Here is a 21,683-nt window from a genome sequence, read left to right as displayed (position 1 = left end):
GACGTCGGAGGCGATAGACCCGTCACTATCCACGCCCGCGGCCTCGGCGCCCAAGGCTTATCACCGGAGGCCAGATGGCCACACCACAAGACATCCCGGAAACCGAGACTTCCGATAAGGGCCTGGCGGCCAACAAGATCGGTGTTCTGTCCGGAGCCGTTCTCGGCATCTCGACGGTCGCGCCGGGCTACACGCTCACCGCGAGTATCGGGCTGATCGTGGCCGCCGTCGGCCTGAAGATGCCGGCCATTTTCATCGCGGGCTTCATCCCGATGTTCCTGACCGCCTACGGCTACCGTGAACTGAATTCGGACACAACCGATTCCGGTGCCTCGTTCACCTGGTCCACCAAGGCGTTCGGGCCGTACGCGGGGTGGATGTGCGGGTGGGGCATGGTGGTCGCCTCGATCATCGTGCTGTCGAATCTCGCCGCGGTCGGGGTGCAGTTCTTCTATCTGACGCTGGCGCGGGTATTCGACCACGAATCGCTCGCGGATCTGGGCACCTCCAACAAAGCGGTCAACATCCTGACCACGGTGGTGCTGCTGGCACTGGCCACGTATGTGTCGATGCGCGGCATCACCACCAGCGAACGCATCCAGTACTACCTGGTCGGATTCCAGATGCTCGTGCTGATGGTGTTCGCGACCATCGCCTTCGTCAAAGTTGCCACCGACGACGCGCCCGCCGGGTTGTCCTTTGACATCGACTGGTTCAATCCGTTCACCGGAATGTCGATCTCGGCCTTCGCCATCGGCCTGACCGGTTCGATCTTCGCGTTCTGGGGCTGGGACACCTGCCTGACCCTGGGTGAGGAGTGCAAGGACAAGGAACGCACCCCCGGCCGGGCCGGATTGCTGTGTGTGCTCACCATTCTCGGCACCTACCTGCTCGTCTCACTGGCCACCATGATGTACGCCGGTGTCGGCGAGGACGGGCTGGGACTGGGCAACCCCGACAACGCGGAGAACGTCTTCGGAGCGCTCGCCGAGCCGGTCATGGGCAGCGTCGGGCAGATCTTCCTGTTCCTGGCGATCCTCGCCTCCGCGGTGGCGAGCCTGCAGACCACGTTCCTGCCGGCGGCGCGCACGATGCTGTCGATGGGCAGCTACAAGGCGTTCCCCGACCGGTTCGCCGAGATCAGCCCCCGGTTCCTGTCCCCGGCCTTCGGTGCGCTCGTCGCCGGGATCGTCACCGCCGTGTTCTATACGGGGGTGACGCTGCTGTCGGACCGCACGCTCACCGACACCATCGCCGCGCTCGGCATCATGATCTGCTGGTACTACGGCATCACCGCCTTCGCCTGCGTCTGGTACTTCCGGCACCAGCTGTTCACCAGCACGCACAACATCCTGTGCAAGTTCCTGGCCCCGCTGCTCGGCGGCTGCGCCCTGATCGCCGTGTTCATCATTTCCGTCGGCGAAAGTCTCGACCCGGAGAACGGCAGCGGGGCATCGCTGTTCGGGATCGGCCTGATCTTCTACATCGGTTTCGGCCTGCTCATCGTCGGGGCGATCCTGATGGTGATCATGCGCATCAAACGCCCGGCGTTCTTCGTCGGCGAGACGCTGCGCCGCACCACCCCGGAGCAGTCCGCCGCCGAACGAGAGGCCGCCGCAGCCGTTCTCGAAACGGAGAAGTAGGACCGGACCGCCTGCCGGCCTACCGGGATCAGCCGGGCAGGCGCCCGATCGCCTCGCGGATCTCGGCGAGCAGCTCGAGCGGATAGTCGAGCATCACGTGATGCCCGGCCTCGGGGAAGGTGACGATCCGCGAGACGGTGCGCAGTTCGGCGACGATCTTGCCGGCCATATACGAGGTCATCCGGCCGCGGCCGGCGCGGATGACGGTGACGCGGGTGTCCGGTGCGGGCATCGGCGGCCGGGGGTCGAGGTGGAGGGCGAAGGTGCGGTCGAACTTCCAGCGCCAGCCCTCGGGCTCGCTCACCACAGAGCCGGCGGCCACGTAGTCCTTGGCGTAGCCGAGACAGGGATGATCGGGCACCAGCCGGTACCGGGCCAGCAACTCGTCGCGGCTCGGGTAGTGGCGGCGTCCGGTGCTGCGGATCGACGGCTGATCGTCGCCGCCCGGCCGGGACGTCCCGTGCACGGCCGGGTCGTAGACCTCCGAATCGATCATGACGATGTCGGTGATGAGTTCGGGAAACAACCTCGATGCGGTGGCGGTGGTGACGCCGCCGAGGCTGTGGCCCACCACCAGCAACCGGTGGTCCGCCCGCGCGGCCACGGCCACCGCGTGGAGCTCACGCGCCCACGTGTCGAAGGTGTAGGTCTCGCGCCAGTCGCTGTCGCCGTGCCCGGACAGGTCGAGGGCGACCACGCGCCTGCCGGCCGCGAGCTGCGGGGCCAGGTGATCCCACCAGCCGCCATGGGCTCCGCCGCCGTGCACCAGCAGCACACCGGGCGCACCGGCATCGCCCCACGTGCGATAGACGATCGTGGCGCCGTCGACCTCCAGCGAGTGCCGCTCACCCGGGGTGCTGATCGCGTCGGTGAACCACTGTGGGGCGGCCACGTTCGGATCGGTCGGCATGGGTTCCTCCGGTTCGGTGCCTGGGCCCCGGATACCCGGGCGGGTTCCGGTGCGCGGACCCTCGATCGACTCTAGGTGAGCGCAACCGCGCCCCCGACGCCGGTGGGTGCGACTGCCAGCGGGAACGCCGCCGACCGTGGCGCGGCAGCGGTCGTCGGCCCGCAACCCGGACTGTGGTCCGCCGCGGCCGGTGGGGCACTATCGAATGATGGTCACAGTGCGTCGAGATACGGAATCCGTACAGCCGATCGCATTGATCTACACGGCACTCTCGTCGTCGATCGTGGCCTCGCTCGGCATGCTGCTGGTGCCCACCATCGCCCGCGAACTCGACGTCGCGGTCAGCACGGCACAGTGGACGCTCACCATCAACCTGCTGGTCGGGGCGGTCGTCACACCGGTGATGGGCCGCCTCAGCGACGGCCCGCACAAGAAGCGGCTGCTTATCGCGAGCTTGCTGATCATCATGGCCGGGTCGGCGCTGGCCGCCTCCGCACCCAACTTCGCGGTGTTCCTGGCGGGCCGGGCGATGCAGGGCCTGACCTACGGCATCGTGCCGGTGACCATCGCGATCGCCCGGCGGTATCTGCCACCCGACCGGCTCGCGGGCGGCATCTCGTCGTTGTCGGTGACGGTGGCGACGGGCCTCGGACTCGGCTATCCGCTGACCGGTCTGCTCGCGTCGGACTTCGGTTTCCGCACGGCGTTCTGGTTCGCGGTCGTGTTCATCGCCTCGGCGGTGGCGGTGGCGTGGTGGACGATCCCGGACGGCCCGGACGACCAGGCGCCGCGGCGGCCGTTCGACGTGCGTGGGGCCGCGCTGTTCGGGGCGGGTCTGGCGGCGCTGCTCATCGGCATCAGCCAGGGGCCGGACTGGGGCTGGGCGTCGGTGCCCTCGACGCTGACGATCGGTGGCGCGGTCGTCGTGCTGGCGATCTGGGTCGTCGTGTCGCTGCGCACGCCGCACGCGATGGTCAACCTGCGGGTGATCCGTCGTCCCGACGTACTGCTGGCCAACGGCGCCGCCATCGGGCTCGGCATCGCGATGTACATGGGGCTGTCGATCATCAGTCTCGTCGCGCAGGCACCGGAGAGCACCGGGTTCGGTCTGGCCGTGCCGGTGCTGTGGGCAGGGTTCGTGATGCTGCCGCTGTCGGTGGGTAGTTTCGCCTCCAACCGGGTGGTGCGAGCGCTGTCGCGACGGGTGTCGCTGACGATGTTCCTGCCGATCGGGGCGAGCGCGTTGACCGTCGCGGCCTTCGCCATGTGGCTCGCGCACAACCACCTGTGGGAACTCATGGCAGGCCAGTTCCTGTTCGGCGTGGGCATCGGCACCACCTACGCGGCGATGCCCGGCCTCATCGCGCGCAGCGTCGTCACCGAGGAACTGGGCAGCGCCGTCAGCTTCAACCAGGTGCTGCGCACCCTCGGCGGCGCCCTCGGCAGCGCGTTGTCGGGTGCGGTGCTCACCGCGCACGCCGTCAGCCCGGGCGGACCGCCCACCGAGACCGGGATCCGGCTCGCACTGGCCATCAGCGCGATCGGTTGTGCGGCGGTGTGTGTGGCGCTGACCGCCAATCTGATCAGCGGCGGGGCGCGCGAATCCGCGCGGTGACGCGGTGCTACGTGCCGGCGCTGGTGGGTTCGGCGCCGGCCTCCGCGGGTGCGACAGGCACCGGCTGCGGGGCGGGCTTGGACCCCGGCACGAACAGGGTGATGGCCACACCGATGAACGCGGCGACCGCACCGATCAGGAAACACCAGGTGAACGTCGAATCCGACGGGAAGCTGATGCCGTCGACGTCGATGCTCGAGGAGGTGAGCACCAGTGCCATCACCGCCGACGCCGTGGTGGTGCCGACCGAGCGCATCAGCGAGTTGAAGCCGACCGCCGCACCGGCCTCCGACAGCGGGACGGCGCCCAGGATGAGGGTGGGCATCGCGGCGTAACCGATACCGACGCCCGCGGCGCACACCATCGACGCGATCATCAACTGCCAGGCCGAACCCATCATGAACGCGGCGAACAGGTAGCCCAGGCCGAGGATCGTCGCGCCCAGCATGAGCGTGTACTTGGGGCCGATCCGGTTGATCAGGGTGGCCGAGACGGGGGCGAAGACCAGCATCATCAGGCCGCCCGGGGCCATCCACAGGCCGGCTTCCAGAATCGTCTGGCCCAGACCGTAACCGGTGCTCTTGGGCGATTCGAGCAGCAGCGGCACCACGATCGACTGCGCCATCATGCCGAAACCGATGGCCACACCGGCGACGTTGCAGAACAGGACCGCGGGACGGGCGCTGGTGCGCAGGTCGACGAGCGGGTTGCTGTGGCGGAGTTCGTATGCGCCCCACCCGGCCAGCACGAGAAGGCCGGCCACCAGCATGCCGAGGGTGGTCGCGCTCGACCAGCCCCAGTCGTTGCCCTTGGTGATCGCGGTGAGCACGAGGATCAGCGCGGCGGACAGGCCGATCGCCCCGCCCCAGTCGAGACGGCCGCCGACGGCGTCCTGCACGGGTGGGACGACGATCCAGGTCAGCACCAGCACGAGCGCGGAGAGGGCGGCGGAGGCCCAGAACAGGACGTGCCAGTCGCCGGATTCGTAGATCGCGGCGGCCAGCGGCAGACCAATCGCACCGCCGACACCCATCGTCGCCGACATCGTGGCGACGGCGATCGAAGTGAGCCGCGGCGGGGTGACCTCCCGCATGAGGCTGATGGCGACCGGGATGAAGCCCATCGCCAGACCCTGTACGGCGCGGCCGACGACCATCGGCGCCAGGCCAGAGCCCGCGGCGCAGATCACCGAACCGAGCACCAGCAGCAGGCCACTCACCAGCAGCACGAGCTTCTTGCCGAACATGTCGGCCAGGCGGCCCGCGATCGGCATCGCCACCGCACCGCCGAGCAGTGCCGCGGTGATGACCCAGGACGCGTTGCTGCGCGAGGTGTCGAGCAGGGTGGGCAGCTCGGGTTGCAGCGGGACCACGAGGGTCTGCATGAGCGCCGCGGCCAGACCGCCGAAGCAGAGGGTTGCGATGATCAGGACGGCGTTGGGACCCTGCGCGGCTTCCTCCGCAGGGGCCACGACCGGGGTCGGTTCCTGGTCGGGCTGGGCACCCTTGGTGTGCTCGGACATGGCACCTCCTTCGGGTGTGCATAATACATATGTAAGCTACATATCAAAATTGGCCTTTACATTGAGAACGCCGATGACGGGCAGAATGTCCGAAATGTGTTGAGAGTGGAATACAGCGCAGAGCTTCGGTCCGGAGGGCCGTCATGTTCTGGACTGACGAGTGAGCCGGACGAGCTTGCGAGTCCGCGTGAACGAGGAGGGAAGAACATGACTTCTGGCCCGCAGGACCCGCGATCCGCGAGCGTGCGAGCGGGCGCAGAAAACACAGCCATCTCGCCGTGGGCGTCGCAGCAGATCCATGACATCGTCGACGAGTTGCAGCGGATGAACCGGCGCAAGGCCAGTACCTTCTCCGGGGCGATTCTGGAGGCGTCGGCGTTCAACATCCTGTGGCGGCTGTGGGAAGGGCCGCGCACCTTGCGGGAACTGTCCGTCGAGCTCGAACTCGAACAGTCGACGGTGAATCGTCAGGTCAACGCCGCGATCAACCACGGTTACGTCGAGCGGTTCGCGGTCGAGGGCAGTGCCAGCAAGCTGTTGCGGCCGACGGAGGCCGGGTATGTGGCGTTCCAGCACGACGGCGAGCTGCGGGCCGACAGGCTGCGGCGCGTCTTCGCCGACCTCGCGCCCGGCAGTCCCGAGGCGTTGCTGCATGAGTTGCGTGCCTACAACGACGCCTACGACCGGGCCGTCCGCGCCGAAGGTCTGTGACCGCCCCGCTTAGGCCTCAATCCGGAGGGCCACGCATCCCGGAGACCTCACACTTCGGCACCGATGCTCTTGAACCACAAGGTATGCAGGTCAGAGCACCTGATTTGTGACCGTGAAAGGTTCGCCAACACGGTTACGCTCCGGTAAGTTCCTCTACAGAGTTGGCGGGGTCACGTGACCCCAGGGTGGAATGCGCCCTGAGCCGGGGGTCGGCCCGGGGCGAGATATGGGAGTGGGAATGTCCTTGACGACGCGTCGTACCTTTCTCAAAGGCGCTGCCGCTGTCGGCGCCGGTGTGGCCGGTACGCAGTTCATCCCGGGTGTGGGACCCGCGACGGGTGCCCCCAGGGTGCGCACCGACCGGTCCGAACAGCGGGCGATCGTCATCGGTTCCGGCTTCGGCGGCGGTGTGGCCGCGCTGCGGCTGGCCCAGGCCGGCGTCAACGTGCTGGTCCTCGAGCGTGGCAAGCGCTGGCCGACCGGCCCCAACGCACACACCTTCCCGACCGGCCAGAACATGGACCGGCGCACCCTGTGGCACAAGTCCGCGCCCAACCTGTTCGGCCGCCCGTTCGGTCAGGACCCGTACGTCGGTCTGTTCGAGACGATCGTCAGCCCGACGATGTCGGCGGTGTGCGCTGCCGGTGTCGGCGGCGGCTCGCTGGTGTACCTCGGCATGACCCTGCAGCCCAAGCGGTCGGTGTTCAACGCCTGGTTCCCGGACGCCCTGGACTACTCGATGATGGACCGCGTCCACTACCCGCGCGTGGCCCGGATGCTCAAGGCCAACGTGGCGCCCGACGCGCTGATCAACTCGCACGCCTACCGTGGTGCCCGCGAGTTCGCCAAGCGCGCCCGCCGGGCGGGAATGCCGGTCGAGAAGCTGCGCGCCCCGATCGACTGGAACTACGCGATCGCCGAGAACCAGGGCAAGATGCGGCGCTCCTACACCGTCGGCGACACCCTGTTCGGCGTCAACAACGGGGGCAAGCACAGCATTGATGTCACCTACCTGCGTCAGGCCGAAGCCACCGGCCGGGTCACCGTCGCCACCCAGCACGAGGTCACCAGCATCGCCCGTGGCCGGGGCGGCAAGTGGATCGTCAACGTCAACCGCACCGACAAGACGGGCCGGGTGGTGGGCCGCAAGGTGTACACCACCAAGGCGCTGATCCTGGCCGCCGGCAGCCTCAACACCAGCAAGCTGCTGGTGAAGGCCAAGCGCACCGGCGCCATCTCCAACCTGCCCGACGGTGTCGGCCACGGCTGGGGCACCAACGGTGACCGCACCTTCTCCTGGACGGGCATCACCGCCGACCTCGGCGCCCCGCAGGGCGGTCCCGTCGTCTACGGCTCGGAGAACTGGTCCAATCCGCGTACCGCCTACACGCTGGTGCAGGCCGCCGCGCCGAAGTTCATGGGTGTCGACGCCCGCAGCACGATGCTGTTCGGTTACGGCGTCAGCGGTACCCGGGGCAGCATCGGCGTCGACCCGCTGTCGGGTAATCCCACCATCGCCTGGCCGCTCGGCGGCGACGCCGGGGTGTCCGGCCGGCTCAACAACGCCGCGCACCGCATCGGTGGCATCGACCCGGTTACCGACCTGAACCTGGTCACGCCGTTCACCTGGCACCCGCTCGGCGGCGCCAACATGGGTGTGGTGTGCGACCTCGAAGGCCGGGTGAAGGGGCAGAAGGGCCTGTACGTGCTCGACGGTGCGCTGCTGCCCGGGACCAGCGCGGCCTGCAATCCGTCGATGACCATCGCCGCGGTCGCCGAGCGTGCCATGGACCGGATCGTCGCACGGGACGTCGGCAGCATCATCTGAGCGCCCGGGTCGGCTGCCGGCGGCCCCGTCGGCTGTTGAGTCCGGCAAATGCGGTGTTCGAGACGGCAACTGCGGCAGAGATCACAGTGACACCGGGTACGGGGGCTGACAAAGTTACTGGGAAGTAGAAACGAGTTCTCGGACTTGTCTCTTGATTCCGGGGGATTCGTCGCCTGTCCGTTCTCCCAGCCAACCGTGTCAGCCGACCTCCCTGGAGTGCCGCATGTCGTCCGCCGTGCCCGTGTCCGCAACCTCCCGCCGTACCCTGCTCACGGGGGCGGCCGCCGTCGGCGCGGGTGCCGTTGCGGCACAGTTGATCCCGCATGCGGGATCGGTAAGCGCCGCGCCCGCCCGGCGTATCCGCACCACCCGCGAGGAACACCGCGTGGTGGTCGTCGGTTCCGGCTTCGGCGGTGGCATCTCGGCATTGCGGCTCGCGCAGGCCGGCGTCGACGTTCTCGTCCTCGAACGTGGCCGCCGCTGGAAGGCCGGCCCCAATTCGGACACCTTCCCGCGGGCGTCCGCACCGGACAAGCGCATCCTGTGGCACCAGTCCGCGCCCACCCTGTTCGGCAAGCCGGTCGCCTTCGACCCGTACGTCGGCCTGCTGGAAACGGTGATGGGCGACAACATGCTCGCGGTGTGCCCCGCGGGCGTCGGCGGCGGTTCGCTGATCTATCAGGGCATGACGCTGCAGCCCGCCGAGGCGGTGTTCAACGAGTGGTTCCCCGACCGCCTCGACTGGCAGCTGATGAACCGCGTGCACTACCCGCGGGTGGCCCGGATGCTCAAGATCGCCGTCGCCCCCGACAAACTGGTCAACTCGTCCAACTACAAGGTGGCCCGCGAGTTCGCCAGGCGGGTCCGGCGGGCCGGGCTGCCGCTGGCCAAGATCCCGATGCCCATCGACTGGAACTACGCCCTCGCCGAACTCGACGGCAAGATGCGGCCGTCGTACACCAACGGCGACGGCGCGCTCGGCGTCAACAACGGCGGCAAGCACAGCGTCGACGTCACCTACATCGCCCGGGCCGAGGCCACCGGGCGGGTGCGGGTCGCCATCCAGCACACAGTCACCTCCATCGCCCGCCGCGCCGACGGCAAGTGGACCGTCAACGTCGACCGCACCGACGAGACGGGCCGCACCGTCGAACGCAAGGTCCTCACCACGCCGACGCTGATCCTGGCCGCGGGCAGCGTGAACACCACCAAACTGCTGGTCAAGGCCAAGGCGACGGGCGCGATCTCCAACCTGCCCGACGGCGTCGGCCACGGCTGGGGCACCAACGGCGACCGCATCTACTCGTGGGTCAGCCCCGCCTCCGATTTCGGTCCGGTGCAGGGCGGTCCGGTGGTGTACGGCTCCAAGAACTGGGACGACCCCAAGAAGGCGTTCACCTTCATCCAGGCGTCGATGCCGCCCACCGCCGTCGAGACCGGTGCGACGACGCTGGTCGGGTTCGGTGTCAGCAAGGGCCGCGGACGGATCGTGTTCGACTCCGCGAAGGGCGAGGCCGTGCTGCGCTGGCCACGCGAGGGCGACGCCGCGATCCAGAAGCGCTACATCGAGCCGGCGATCCGCAAGGTCACCCGCTCGGATCTGTTGCTGGACAACAATGCCGCCGTCCCCAACACCTGGCATGCGCTCGGCGGCGCCAACATGGACGTGGTCTGCGATCTCGAGGGCCGGGTGAAGGGGCAGAAGGGTCTCTATGTGCTCGACGGCGCGCTGATGCCCGGCACCAGTGCCGCCTGCAACCCGTCCATGACGATCGCCGCCGTCGCCGAACGCGCCCTCGACGACATCGTCGCCAACGACATCGGCAGCATCATCTGAGGCTGGTTCCTAAGCGATCTCGTCGATCAGGCCCCAGTCGAGGGCGGTGGTGGCGTCGATGGTGTCTCCCGACAGGACCAGGTAGGCGGTCCGCCATCGGCCGATTCGTCTTGGGACGCTGAACATTCCGCCCGCGCCCGGGACGAGGCCGACGGACAGTTCGGGGAGCCCGAGCACGGCGTCGGGGTGGGCGGTGACGGTGCCGCAGAACGCGGCCATCTCCAGGCCGCTGCCGAGAACCTGACCGTGGATGCGGGCGCGCAGGGCCTTGCCGAGGCGCTTCTCGAGCGCGGACAACCCGAGTGCGGGGGAATGCCGGGTCCGGGCCAGATGCGCCGACGCGGGGTCGGAGAAACCGCCAAAATCGGCGAGATCGCCTCCGCTGCAGAAGGATCCACCCGCTCCCGAGATCTCGACGGCGGTGACCGAGGGGTCGAGGTGTGCCAGGTTCAGCGCCTCGATGAGCAACGCCCGCATCCCGTCGTTGAAGGCATTGTGGCGGCGGGGGCGGTGGAACTCGATGTGCAGGGTATCGCCGGCGCGGTGATAGCGCAGGGGAGCGGACTCGTCGGGGCGGGACGTCGACGGGCCACGCGAGGCGAGCCAGCGGGCGAACTCCGGCCCGGACTGCAGCGTCGAGTAGGCGAGGGATTCGACGGTGAGGGCGGGCGCTAGCGCACCGTCGGCATCGATGGCGCGCAGCACGTCGTCGCAGGTGGCCGACGTGATGGGGGATTCGGTGACCCGGCGGGCGATGCCGGCGGCCGCGGCGTGCGGGTCGGGTACGGTGATCGTCCGCCGGTCGTCGGTGGCGTGTGCGGCGAGTGTGAAAGTGGCCCGGTCCAGCCAGTATTCGGCATCCGTACCGATGAGGTCGTCGGCGACGGCCACAATGGGTACCCCGAGCGAGGTCACCTCGTCCGGAGCGGGCGGTCCGGACGAGGCGTCGACGATGCGGATCGGGCTGTCGGGGTCCATCTGGTCATTCTGCCCGAGTGTTGCCGACCGAAACCCCACCGATATGCCTGGGCATCACAAAAATTGTCGCGCCGGGGAACATCGGTGGGGTTTCGGGCACGCTCAGACCTTGAACCGTCCCGCGAACGCCCGCAGCGGCAGGTCATTGCTGGTGATGATGCCCGGGCGGGCCGCGACAACCGAACGCAGCGAGCTGAGCAGCGGCATACCGGTCACCGTCATGCCGATCTTCGCGAAGTTGTCGACGTTCGACAGGTCCATGCCCTTGGGCGGGAAGATCATGTGCTTGCTGTAGACCATCGGGTCACCGGTGATCTGGGTGATGTAGCAGCCCTTGATATCCCATGACGGATCGGTGTGCGGGGTCATCTGCCATTCGAGATTCGACTCGATGCGGGTCACGCCGTCGGCGATGCCCTGGTAGCTGATGTAGCTGCCACCGAGCGAACCCTTCGGCAGCTGATACCAGCCCAGGTCCACATCCTTGGTGCAGGCACCCAATTCGTAGATGAACCGCACCTCATCGAGTTCGAGGCCGAAGGCGTCGGCCATCAGGTACACCGAGTCGGCGAACACCGCCGTGTACTTGTACAGCGAATCGGGGATCGTCGGATCGTCGGCGGGCCGGCCGTAGCCGACGGCCTTCCAGGTCTCCACCGAGTGGTGGCAGGACACGTCGACCGATTCGGTGACCGAGATGTGTTCGATCTCGGCCACATCGGCGGTGTGCACGATGCCCAGGATCTGGTTCAGGCCCGGGTTCATCCCGGTTCCGTAGAACGTGGAGCCGCCGCGTTCGCAGGCGTCGGCGATCAGTTCTGACACCTTGCGGCCCGACGGATGTGGATGGTTGGTGTCGCGGTGGTAGCCGGTGATCCAGTCCGCGGTGGTGGCGATGTTGATCCCGGCCTCCAGTACCTTCACGTACAGATCCTCGTCGGGGAACACCCCGTGGAAGGTGAGCACGTCGGGTCGGGCGGCGAGGATCTCCTCGACGGTGCCGGTCGCGGTGACCCCGAGGGGCGCGAGACCGACGATCTCACCCGCGTCGCGGCCGACCTTCTCCGGCGAATAGCAGTGCAAGCCGACGAGTTCGAGGTCGGGATGCTTCTGGATGCGGCCGATGGTCTCGGTACCCAGATTGCCGGTGGCGACCTGGAATACGCGGACCTTCTCGGTGCTGGTCATCGGGGAACTCCTGAAGGTATCGGGGTGAAGGTGTGCGGTGTTGTCAGCTGCCGAGCGATGCCGCGGCACGGAGGCGGTCGAGCTCGGACTTCGGCACGGTGACGAGTTCCTCGGATTCTCCTGGTCGGGTGTCGGTCGGCTCGGATTCCGGATAGAACTGGGTGGCCCACTGGCGCAATGCCCGGAACCCGGCGAATTCCTTGCGGGACAGGGCCGGCGGATCGGAGTACCGCTGATGCGACCAGATGTGGATGTCGGCCTCGAACTGTTCGATCACGAAGCCCGACATGATCTTTCCGTATTCGGTGATGTCCGGGGCCGTTTCCTCGCCGGGTTTGCGGCCGATCCACACGGTGAACCGGACATCCGAGGTGGTCTCGTCGACCGGGGTGACCGCCGGCATGGTGCGGTTGTCGATCATGCCCCAGCTCCGGGTGACCGATACGCCCAGTCCGGCGTTGATGGATTCGACTCCGCTGGTGGCGGATTCGAGGGTGGCGCCCTCCTCGAAGGCGATGGTGAAGTCGACATACGACACGGGGCCGGAAAAGTCGTGACGCGTGAAATCCGGCATGAACGGTGTCTTGTGCACGAACTTGAAATGCGCGAAGTCGACGCCGTTCTCCATCACATACTGCGGATGTAGTTCGAGGCCCGGCCGGTAGATGGTGGCCGCGGGAAAGGGTGGGTAGTAGTCGTCGGCGGTCTTGCCATCTGAGAAATCGGCGAAGATATCGGGCACGCCGAAGTACGGTTCCCGGCGCTCGACGTCGTACCAGATCCACACGGCCGCATTGCGTTCCACGGTGGGGTAGCTACGGATCCGGCGGCCCTTGTTGGGGTGATTCTCGTACGGGACACAGACGTTGCGGCCCTCGGCGTTCCACTCCCAGCCGTGGAACGGGCAGACGAGATTCTCGCCGTCGACGTGACCGCCGTAGCCGAGGTGGGCGCCGAGATGCTCGCAGTAGGCATCGAACACCGAGACCCGACCCGACGCCGACCGCCACGCCACCATCTCGCGGCCGAAGTACTTCATCTTGTGCACCGCACCGACGCTGATCTCGGGTGACCACGCGACCTGGAACCAACCGGTGGGCTCCATCGACAGGGGTGGCGGTGCCATGGGCTACATCCTCCGGCATGTGCTGTGACGGCAGTAACACCACTGAACATAGAACCCTCTACGAAAAAATACAAGAGGGTTCTATGAAAACTGTGGGCCAGCTAGGATCGCGCTCATGACCATGCCCGCGCGCAGAGCGAACAAACGTGGTGTCGCCACCCGCGAGAGCATGATCGAGACGGCCATCGTCGCGCTTGCCACGGGCGATCCGGCGGCGGTGTCCGGCAACCGCATCGCCCGTGAGGTGGGGGTCACCTGGGGCGCGATCAAATACCAGTTCGGCGACATCGACGGCCTGTGGGCGGCGGTGCTGCGGCACACCGCGCAGCGGCGCGGCGACCTGCCCGCCACCAGCCAGGCCGGGGCCACCGTTGCCGACCGGGTCACCGCCCTCGTCGACGGCATGTTGTCAGGTCTGGGCACGCCCGAGGCGCTGGCCATCGAAACCCTGCGCGCCGCACTGCCCCGCGAGCAGGCCGAGCTCGAACGCGACTTTCCTTTGACGGCAGCGGAATTGGCTTCCTGGAAACCCGGCTGGGACGCCGCCTGCGCCCGCGCCTTCGCCGATCTGGCCGTCGACCCGGAGCGGGTGCGCCAGGTGGCTGCCCTGATGCCGGCCGCCCTGCGCGGTCTCACCTCCGAACGCGTCCTGGGCACCTACAGCAACCTCGACGACGCCCGCGCCGGTCTCATCGGCGCCGTCACCGTCTACCTCTCGGCCTGACCAGGTGACCGCGACGACAGTCGCGAGCAGTGAGGGCCGCCGGCGAGATGATCACCTGACGTCACCACTCCGGACCTGACGGAACGGCCGCCGTCCCAGAGCGGGTCGGCGGCCGTTCCATCCTCAGAGATCAGGAACTCTGCGGCACCTGGTAGCCCGCAGGCAGCATTGTCGACTTGTGTTCGATGAAGGCCTCGAGGCCCTCGGGTCCGCATTCGCGGCCGATGCCGGAGTTCTTGTAGCCACCGAACGGGGATCCCGGGTCGATGGCGTAGAAGTTGACGCCGAAGGTGCCGGTGCGGATCTTCTCGGAGATCTCGATGCCGCGTTCGACGTCGGCGGTCCACACGGAACCGGCGAGGCCGTAGTCGGAGTCGTTGGCGATGGCGATGGCCTCGTCGACGGTGTCGTAGGCGATGACAGAGACGACCGGGCCGAAGATCTCCTCCTGTGCGATGACCATGTCGTTGGTGACGCCGGTGAAGATGGTCGGGTTGAGGAAGAATCCGTTGTCCAGGCCCTCTGGGCGGCCACCGTCGAGCACTGCGGTGGCGCCCGCGGCCTTGCCTGCCTCGATGTAGCCCTCGATGCGCTGCCGCTGGCGTTCGCTGATCACGGGGCCGAGCTGGGCGGCCGGATCGTCGGGGGTGCCGACGGTCATCGTCTTGGCGGCGGCCACCATGGCCTCGACGATCTCGTCCTGGCGGCTGCGCGGCACCAGGACGCGGGTCTGGGCGACGCACGCCTGGCCGGTGTTGAACAGGCCGAAGAAGGCGAGCATGTAGCCGTGGGCGGCGATGTCGACGTCGTCGAGGACGATCGCGGCCGACTTGCCGCCGAGTTCCAGCGAGCAGCGCTTGAGGTTCTGCGCGCAGGAGGCGCCGATCGCCTTGCCCGCGGCGGTGGAGCCGGTGAACGTGATCTTGTCGACGCCGGGGTGGTCGACGAGAGCTTTGCCGGTCTCGGCGCCGCCCGGTACCACCGAGATCACACCTTCGGGGACGCCGGCCTCCACCATGATCTCGGCGAGCACGTTGGCGATCAGCGGGGTTTCGGGGGCGGGCTTGAGCACGATGGAGCAGCCGGCGGCGAGCGCGGCGCCGAACTTGTTGCACACCAGGAACAGCGGCACGTTCCATGCGGTGATCGCGCCGACGACGCCCGCCGGTTCGCGGGTGACGCGGGTGACGCCGAACAGGCCCTCGCGGTACTCGACCCACGCGTAGTCGCGGGCGGCCTGCGCGTAGGCGCGCAGCACGCCGGTGCCGGGAAGCTGCTGCAGCGTGGCGACGGCCGACGCCGGTGCACCCATCTCGGCCGACACGAGTGCGGTGATCTCGGCGCTGCGCTCCTCGATCAGCGCGGCGGCCCGGTCGAGGACGTCGGCGCGTTCGGCCGGCGGGACGCTGCTCCACACACCGGAGTCGAAGCTCGCGCGGGCTGCCTTGACCGCGGCGTCGACGTCGGCGGCGTCGGCCTCGGGGGTGGAGCCGACGCGCACGCCGGTGGCCGGGGAGAAGACCTCGAGGGTGGCGGCGGAGTGGGGATCGACCCACTGCCCACCGAGGTAGAGCTGGTTGTGGTCGCCGGCGCCGGGGATGGCGGCCGTTGCGGCCTCGACGGTTTCAGTCATTGAAGTGCGCGCTCCCTTGTGTTGTGACCCACTACACAATTCATAGTAGAACACGTTCTACTTTATGGGTAGGTGTGGGCTCGATGCGACGATTGAACCCATGACCGCAACGCTCGTCGCCAAGGGCCTCGCCGGTGGTTACGCCCACCGCGTCCTGTTCGACAATCTCGATCTGACCGTGGCTCCCGGCGACGTCATCGGGGTGGTCGGGGCCAACGGCGCGGGCAAGACGACGCTGCTGCGCGTCCTGGCCGGCGACCTGGCGCCGCTGGCGGGCACGGTGTCGCGGACCCCGCCCGACGCGTTCGTCGGCTGGCTGCCGCAGGAACACGAACGGGTCGCCGGGGAGACCGTCGCGCAGTACGTGGCCCGGCGCACCGGCTGTGCCGACGCCACGCGACGGATGGACGCCGCCGCGCAGGCGCTGTCGGAACCGGCCGCCCCGGGCGCCGACGATCCCAACGACGTCTACGCTGCCGCCCTCGATCACTGGCTTGCCACCGGTGCCGCGGACCTCGACGAGCGGCTGCCCGCGGTCCTCACCGAACTCGGTCTCGATGCCGAGGGTATCGATCCCGGCTCCGCGCTGATGACCTCGCTCTCGGGTGGGCAGGCGGCGCGTGTCGGGCTGGCCGCGCTGCTGTGTTCGCGTTTCGACATCGTGCTGCTCGACGAACCCACCAACGACCTCGACCTCGACGGTCTGGCCCGGCTCGAAGACGTGGTGCGCGGCCTGCGCGGCGGCGTGGTGCTGGTCAGCCACGACCGGGAGTTCCTCTCCCGCAGCGTGACCCGCGTCCTCGAACTCGACCTCGCCCAGCACACCAACACCGTCTACGGCGGTGGCTACGACAGCTACCTCGAAGAACGCGAGGTGGCCCGCCGGCACAAGCGGGAGGCGTACGAGGAGTTCGCCGAACAGAAGGCCGATCTCGTCGCCCGCGCCCGTAAACAACGCGAATGGTCGAGTCAGGGTGTGCGCAACGCGATCCGCAAGGCCCCCGACAATGACAAGATGAAGCGCCGCGCCGCCACCGAATCGAGTGAGAAGCAGGCGCAGAAGGTGCGGCAGATGGAAAGCCGCATCGCGCGCCTCGACGAAGTGGAGGAGCCGCGTAAGGAATGGGTGCTCGAATTCAGTATCGGTACCGCGCCGCGCTCGAGTTCGGTGGTCGCGACGCTGAACAATGCCGTTGTGCGGCAAGGGGATTTCACCTTCGGGCCGGTGTCGCTGCAGGTGAACGCGGGCGAACGGATCGGTATCACCGGCCCCAACGGCGCGGGCAAGACGACGTTGCTGCGGGTCCTGTTGGGGCACACGGCACCTGACGAAGGATCCGCCACTCTCGGCACCAACGTCGCCATCGGCGAGATCGACCAGGCGCGTGGACAATTCAACGGCCCCGAAACACTGACTGACCGCTTCGAACAATTGATGCCCGACATGACTATCGCCGACATCCGCACCCTGCTCGCCAAATTCGGGCTCAAGGCCGACCACGTCGGCCGCCCCTCCGCCGAACTCTCCCCGGGCGAGCGCACCCGCGCGGGCATGGCGCTGCTACAGGCTCGCGGCGTCAACGTCCTCGTCCTCGACGAACCCACCAACCACCTCGATCTGCCCGCCATCGAGCAACTCGAATCGGCCCTGGACTCCTACGACGGCACCGTCCTGCTGGTCACCCACGACCGCCGCATGCTCGACATCGTCCGCACCGACCGGCACTGGCATGTCGAGAACGGCCACGTCACCGAACGCTAGCCTCTCTGTACGGCACCGAAAGGTTGCTGTCAGTTCCGGATATCGGAGCTGACAGCAATGTCTATGTGCGAGGGCCACGGGCATGTCGAGAACGTCCGCGTCACTGCACACAGTCCGCGCGGCGTGCCAAGACGCATCATGTATAGCGATACTTTGGTACTATCACCACTTGTGATCGATCTATTAGTAGTTGATAGTGGGTAGACAGGAACCGAGTCTGCATCCCGCTGCCCGGGAGGCGCTGCGCGTTCTGGGTGCCCAGGTTCGCGCTGCCCGCATCGAGAAGCGGTGGACCGGCGCCGACCTGGCTCGTGCTGCGGGTGTCTCGCGCTACACGATCACGCAGATCGAGAACGGTGCGCCCTCAGTGGCGGTCGGGAACGTGCTCAGCGTGGCAGCCATCGCCGGTGTGCCATTGTTCGGTGCTGCCGATCGTGCGGAACTCGCAGTGATACGGGCCCGCGCGGAGGATCGCGTCGCCCTACTGCCGTCGCGGGTGGACAAGCCGAAGCGCCGAATGAGCGACGATGCCCTCGACTTCTGAAGCCTTCGTGTGGGTGTGGCTCCCGGGCAGTTCCGAGCCGGTCCCGGCCGGTCGGCTGGAGCTGCGGTCCGACGGACTTTGGTTCGGTTATGGGCGTGGGTATCTCGGCCGGGACAATGCAATGAGTCTGGCGCCGACGTTGCCACTGTGCGCGGACGAGTTCGGGCCGGCGGCGGACCTCGGGATGCCTGGTGCGCTTCGTGATGGCGCGCCGGATGCGTGGGGGAGGCGCGTGATACTGAATGCGCTGACTGCCGCACGGGGCCGCGATGTCGAAACCGGAGATCTCACCGAACTGACCTACCTACTGTCGTCGGGGTCGAATCGTCTGGGGGCAATCGATTTCCAGGCGAGCCCAGCGAGCTACGTCCCACGCGCGGACACCGCGACCCTCGACGAGTTGAGCCGGGCCGCGCAGATCGTCGACGACGGGGGCGAACTGCCGGCGTCGCTCGCCTCAGCACTCGTGCATGGCACCTCAATGGGTGGCGCGCGGCCAAAAGCCCTCATAACTGACGGCGACGCTGAGTATCTTGCGAAATTCAGTACGTCCGACGACATACTGCCTGTCGTCAAATCGGAAGCCGTCAGCATCGAACTGGCCCGTCATGTAGGGCTGAATGTTCCGGCAGCACGGCTGGTGCGGGCCGCCGGACGGGATGCACTGCTCATCGAGCGTTTCGACAGGCCGGGTGGCCGCACTCGTATTCCTGTCGTGTCCGCCTTGACGCTGTCGGGTCTCGGCGAGATGACCGCGAGATACGGCAGCTATGTCGACCTGCTGGCATCGCTGCGCGAATCAGGCTCCGACGCAGGCGAAGAGCTGTTCCGTCGTGTCGCGTTCAATATCGCCATCAGCAACACCGACGACCACCTGCGTAACCATGCCGCGTTCTGGAATGGGCGGACGCTGACGCTCACTCCCGCATACGATCTGTCGCCGATGAGCCGCACCGGTGAAACGGCAAGCCAGGCCATCGCGTACGGATCGGACGGTCAACGGGACAGTAACCTTGCGACGCTGGTGAGGTACTGCGGCGAATACGGATTGACGCATCGGAACGGTCTCGACATCGTCCAGGCCGTCGTGGCGGCGGTGCACGACAACTGGGCCCCTGCCGCCGACGTTGCGCAGCTTACGCAGGCGGAGCGTGCGGCGCTTTTCGGTCGTCAGTTCCTCAATCCGGGCAGTATCCGGGGATTGTGACACAGTTGACGAAAGGCACGTTCGATCGCGGTACCTGCCTGTGTTGAGAACATTGCTATCAGTTCCGGAAATCCGGAACTGATAGCAATATTTGTGCACGACATGCTATTTCGCGAACGCGACCGCGGCGGCGAGGCCGTCGATGGCGTCGTCGAGGATGCGGAGTTGGGTGTCGGCGTCGTCGGCCTCGAGGAGCAGTTGCCTGTCCGAGGAACCGATCGGTAGCCGGGCCGCCCAGCCGGCGACGCCGAGCTCGTCGGGGAGGTCTGCGTCGAGCATCTTCAGGTCGACGATGACGCGTTCGACGGGGTTGAGCGCGATCGCCGCGACGCGACGGTCGTCGGCGAAATCCTCCAGCAGCGTCGACACGCGGGCGCACAGCAACTCGAACGCGGCGCGATGCTCGACTGTCACCGGCGGTGTCGGCAGCGGTTGCACCGTCGCGCGTGGGTACGGGGCCTCGGGCAGCCATTCGACGACGCGGAAACGGTTGCCGCCCACGCAGGTCAGCGCCGCCTGCCCGTCGGGCCGGCGAGACATCTGGCCGATGTCGGCGTAGGTGCCGACCTCGTACCGGGCGTCGCCGCCCCCGACCTCGTGACCCTGGGAGATGAGCACCACCCCGAAGCCGGGCGGGCGCAGGATGGGCATGGGAGTGTCGCGGTCGGCCTCGCGCTGCTCGAGCAGTTCCCGGTACTCCTCCAGGGAGTCGGTGAGCAGTGCCCGGTAGCGGGGCTCAAAAATCCTCAGCGGCAACGACTCCCCGGGTAAGAGCGCGCGGCCCAGCGGGAACATCGGGATGGTCGCGGGCTCCCACCGGTCCACGCATACCTCCTACGCGGTGGGTTTCTGGTCGATCACGACCTCGAACTCGAGAAGATCGGCACCGGAGGCGACGGGGTTGCGCTGTTCGCCGGCGTGGGCCGCGCGTGCCGGGCCTTTGGCCCAGGCCTGGAAGTCCTCTTCGGTCTCCCAGTTGGTCACCACGAAGTAGCGGTCCTCGCCCTTGACCGGGCGCAGGAGCTGGAAACCGAGGAAACCGGGGGAGCCGTCGACGGAGTGCGCGCGGGCGTGAAAGCGCTTCTCCAGTTCGGGGCCCGCGCCCTCGGGAATCTTGATCGCGTTGATCTTCACCACTGCCATGCGATCCACCCTACTGCCGCGAACCCGCACCCCGATAGGTGCGGGAGCCACTTGCGCTCGCACCGGGCACGGGGCGCAGAGTGCCGTGCCCGGGCGTGCGGCGCGCCAGGGTTCGCGGGTGGTGCCGCATCGGCAGCGGAACAAGACGGATGTCCAATATTGTGATGGACGTGACTTCCAGTACGACAGCACCGGCGCCGGAAAAGTCTTGTGCGGATATCGGACTGCTCGATCACGGCGGGGACGACGGTCCGCTCGGCCCGATCGTGTTGCTGCACGGCCTGATGGGACGCGGGCGCACCTGGCGCAGGCAGATCCCGTGGCTGCGGCGCTACGGGCGGGTGTTCACCTTCGACGCGGCCTTCCACACCGGCGCCGGCGTCGACTATCCCGACGACCCGCGCGAGTTGTCCACCGAACGTTTCGTCGCCGATGTCGCCGAGATCCTCACGTGGATCGACCTCGGCCCGGCCGTACTCATCGGCCACTCGATGGGTGGCCTGCACGCCTGGTGCACCGCCGCGGCCTACCCGGAGATGGTGACCGCTCTGGTCGTCGAGGACATGGCCCCCGACTTCCGCGGCCAGACCACCCGGTCGTGGACGCCCTGGTTCAACAGCTGGCCCGACCGGTTCGCCTCACTCGGGGCGGCGGAGCAGATGTTCGGTCCTGTCGCGGGCCGCTACTTCTACGAGGCATTCGACGACGGCGCGCTGCACGGGTCCCTGGACATCTGGGCCGACATCGCCGAGGAATGGGGTGGCCGGCACTTCTGGGACGAATGGGCGGCGGTTGTCGCGCCGACGCTGGTCATCGAGGCCGGATACAGTGTCGCCCCGCCCGGCCAGATGGCGCGCATGTGCTCGACCAATCCGAACGCCCGGTACTTGAAGGTGCCGGGGGCCGGGCATCTCGTCCACGACGACGCCCCCGAGGTGTACCGCGGTGCGATCGAGGCGTTCCTGTCGATGCGGGAACCGCACTGAATCGGCGCCCGCGACGCTCGACTACGGAGTAGGTGACCACCGGGTGGCTCTCTGCCACCGTCGGTGCTGGTAGGGACCGCCGGGTGGCGTAGCGGGGGCGGTTGTTCGGCCACCCGGCGGTCTGGTGGAAGGTGCCTGTTTCGGCTCCGGAATAACTATCACCTGACCGGCGATCGGAGGCACGAGTAGAGCACTACCTGTGTTGTCGCTGGGCGCTACCTGTTCCGGTGAGTCGCCGGGGGCTGCCGGGCAGGTGTGACGAAAGATCCCGGTGCCATCAGGCACCGGGATCTGTCGGTAAGGCGGACCGCTGAGGCGGTCGGTGG

Annotated in this window: 18 protein-coding genes; 10 read left to right on the top strand and 8 right to left on the bottom strand. The window is 67.7% G+C overall.

What is annotated here, in order from left to right; translation table 11 throughout:
- The first annotated feature begins 74 nt into the window (after nucleotides 1-74).
- Nucleotides 75-1,643, top strand: coding sequence for an APC family permease (locus GOAMR_RS18845; protein ID WP_005191602.1), 1,569 nt, complete (start codon nucleotides 75-77; stop codon nucleotides 1,641-1,643).
- 28 nt (nucleotides 1,644-1,671) lie between these two features.
- Here the strand turns inward: GOAMR_RS18845 and GOAMR_RS18840 are convergent, their stop codons facing one another.
- Entirely contained in the window at nucleotides 1,672-2,553 is an 882-nt protein-coding gene (locus GOAMR_RS18840) for an alpha/beta fold hydrolase (RefSeq protein WP_005191600.1), read from the bottom strand.
- 217 nt (nucleotides 2,554-2,770) lie between these two features.
- Here GOAMR_RS18840 and GOAMR_RS18835 point away from each other — a divergent pair, with 217 nt between their 5' ends.
- Entirely contained in the window at nucleotides 2,771-4,168 is a 1,398-nt protein-coding gene (locus GOAMR_RS18835; RefSeq protein ID WP_040515842.1) for an MFS transporter, read from the top strand.
- A 7-nt stretch (nucleotides 4,169-4,175) separates the two neighbouring features.
- On the opposite strand, the gene GOAMR_RS18830 is transcribed toward GOAMR_RS18835, so the two are convergent.
- Nucleotides 4,176-5,690: an MFS transporter gene (locus GOAMR_RS18830; protein ID WP_005191596.1), complete on the bottom strand. Its 1,515-nt coding sequence runs from the start codon at nucleotides 5,688-5,690 to the stop codon at nucleotides 4,176-4,178.
- A 207-nt stretch (nucleotides 5,691-5,897) separates the two neighbouring features.
- On the opposite strand from GOAMR_RS18830, the gene GOAMR_RS18825 reads away from it, so the two are divergent.
- The 3 genes from GOAMR_RS18825 to GOAMR_RS18815 all read left to right on the top strand — a co-directional run bounded on the left by GOAMR_RS18825 (nucleotide 5,898) and on the right by GOAMR_RS18815 (nucleotide 10,066).
- Nucleotides 5,898-6,401 (top strand): MarR family winged helix-turn-helix transcriptional regulator, encoded by a 504-nt coding sequence (locus GOAMR_RS18825; RefSeq protein ID WP_005191594.1) that lies wholly within the window; start codon nucleotides 5,898-5,900, stop codon nucleotides 6,399-6,401.
- 238 nt (nucleotides 6,402-6,639) lie between these two features.
- The gene (locus GOAMR_RS18820) at nucleotides 6,640-8,229 is read left to right on the top strand and encodes a GMC oxidoreductase (RefSeq protein WP_005191592.1); all 1,590 of its coding nucleotides are present in this window, start codon (nucleotides 6,640-6,642) and stop codon (nucleotides 8,227-8,229) included.
- A gap of 241 nt (nucleotides 8,230-8,470) precedes the next feature.
- Entirely contained in the window at nucleotides 8,471-10,066 is a 1,596-nt protein-coding gene (locus GOAMR_RS18815; RefSeq protein WP_083837025.1) for a GMC oxidoreductase, read from the top strand.
- A gap of 9 nt (nucleotides 10,067-10,075) precedes the next feature.
- Here GOAMR_RS18815 and GOAMR_RS18810 read toward each other — a convergent pair whose 3' ends face one another.
- From GOAMR_RS18810 to GOAMR_RS18800, 3 genes are all read right to left on the bottom strand, one after another.
- Complete coding sequence (locus GOAMR_RS18810; RefSeq protein ID WP_005191588.1) at nucleotides 10,076-11,044, bottom strand: enoyl-CoA hydratase/isomerase family protein; 969 nt, start codon at nucleotides 11,042-11,044, stop codon at nucleotides 10,076-10,078.
- Between the two features lie 102 nt (nucleotides 11,045-11,146).
- On the bottom strand, nucleotides 11,147-12,232 hold the full coding sequence (locus tag GOAMR_RS18805; protein ID WP_005191587.1) for an NAD(P)H-dependent amine dehydrogenase family protein: 1,086 nt from the start codon (nucleotides 12,230-12,232) through the stop codon (nucleotides 11,147-11,149).
- A gap of 43 nt (nucleotides 12,233-12,275) precedes the next feature.
- On the bottom strand, nucleotides 12,276-13,358 hold the full coding sequence (locus tag GOAMR_RS18800) for a Rieske 2Fe-2S domain-containing protein (protein ID WP_005191585.1): 1,083 nt from the start codon (nucleotides 13,356-13,358) through the stop codon (nucleotides 12,276-12,278).
- Nucleotides 13,359-13,473: 115 nt separating this feature from the next.
- On the opposite strand from GOAMR_RS18800, the gene GOAMR_RS18795 reads away from it, so the two are divergent.
- Complete coding sequence (locus GOAMR_RS18795; protein ID WP_005191583.1) at nucleotides 13,474-14,082, top strand: TetR/AcrR family transcriptional regulator; 609 nt, start codon at nucleotides 13,474-13,476, stop codon at nucleotides 14,080-14,082.
- 130 nt (nucleotides 14,083-14,212) lie between these two features.
- Here the strand turns inward: GOAMR_RS18795 and GOAMR_RS18790 are convergent, their stop codons facing one another.
- Complete coding sequence (locus GOAMR_RS18790) at nucleotides 14,213-15,715, bottom strand: aldehyde dehydrogenase (RefSeq protein ID WP_005191582.1); 1,503 nt, start codon at nucleotides 15,713-15,715, stop codon at nucleotides 14,213-14,215.
- A 100-nt stretch (nucleotides 15,716-15,815) separates the two neighbouring features.
- Here GOAMR_RS18790 and GOAMR_RS18785 point away from each other — a divergent pair, with 100 nt between their 5' ends.
- The 3 genes from GOAMR_RS18785 to GOAMR_RS18775 all read left to right on the top strand — a co-directional run bounded on the left by GOAMR_RS18785 (nucleotide 15,816) and on the right by GOAMR_RS18775 (nucleotide 19,228).
- On the top strand, nucleotides 15,816-17,477 hold the full coding sequence (locus tag GOAMR_RS18785; RefSeq protein ID WP_005191580.1) for an ABC-F family ATP-binding cassette domain-containing protein: 1,662 nt from the start codon (nucleotides 15,816-15,818) through the stop codon (nucleotides 17,475-17,477).
- Between the two features lie 196 nt (nucleotides 17,478-17,673).
- A complete protein-coding gene (locus GOAMR_RS18780) occupies nucleotides 17,674-18,021 on the top strand; it encodes a helix-turn-helix domain-containing protein (protein ID WP_005191578.1) in 348 nt (115 codons plus the stop codon).
- Nucleotides 18,005-19,228, top strand: coding sequence for a type II toxin-antitoxin system HipA family toxin (locus tag GOAMR_RS18775; RefSeq protein WP_005191575.1), 1,224 nt, complete (start codon nucleotides 18,005-18,007; stop codon nucleotides 19,226-19,228). Before GOAMR_RS18780 ends, GOAMR_RS18775 begins: the two co-directional genes overlap by 17 nt.
- Nucleotides 19,229-19,333: 105 nt before the next feature.
- Here GOAMR_RS18775 and GOAMR_RS18770 read toward each other — a convergent pair whose 3' ends face one another.
- Nucleotides 19,334-20,053 (bottom strand): LON peptidase substrate-binding domain-containing protein, encoded by a 720-nt coding sequence (locus tag GOAMR_RS18770; RefSeq protein ID WP_005191574.1) that lies wholly within the window; start codon nucleotides 20,051-20,053, stop codon nucleotides 19,334-19,336.
- A 9-nt stretch (nucleotides 20,054-20,062) separates the two neighbouring features.
- A complete protein-coding gene (locus GOAMR_RS18765; protein WP_005191573.1) occupies nucleotides 20,063-20,371 on the bottom strand; it encodes an antibiotic biosynthesis monooxygenase family protein in 309 nt (102 codons plus the stop codon).
- Nucleotides 20,372-20,535: 164 nt separating this feature from the next.
- Between GOAMR_RS18765 and GOAMR_RS18760 the strand changes: the two genes are divergently transcribed.
- On the top strand, nucleotides 20,536-21,357 hold the full coding sequence (locus tag GOAMR_RS18760) for an alpha/beta fold hydrolase (RefSeq protein ID WP_050942801.1): 822 nt from the start codon (nucleotides 20,536-20,538) through the stop codon (nucleotides 21,355-21,357).
- The last annotated feature ends 326 nt before the right edge of the window (nucleotides 21,358-21,683 follow it).

Source organism: Gordonia amarae NBRC 15530, assembly GCF_000241345.1.
Taxonomy (GTDB): Bacteria; Actinomycetota; Actinomycetes; order Mycobacteriales; family Mycobacteriaceae; genus Gordonia; species Gordonia amarae.
This window is presented reverse-complemented; position numbering and strand designations above follow the sequence as displayed.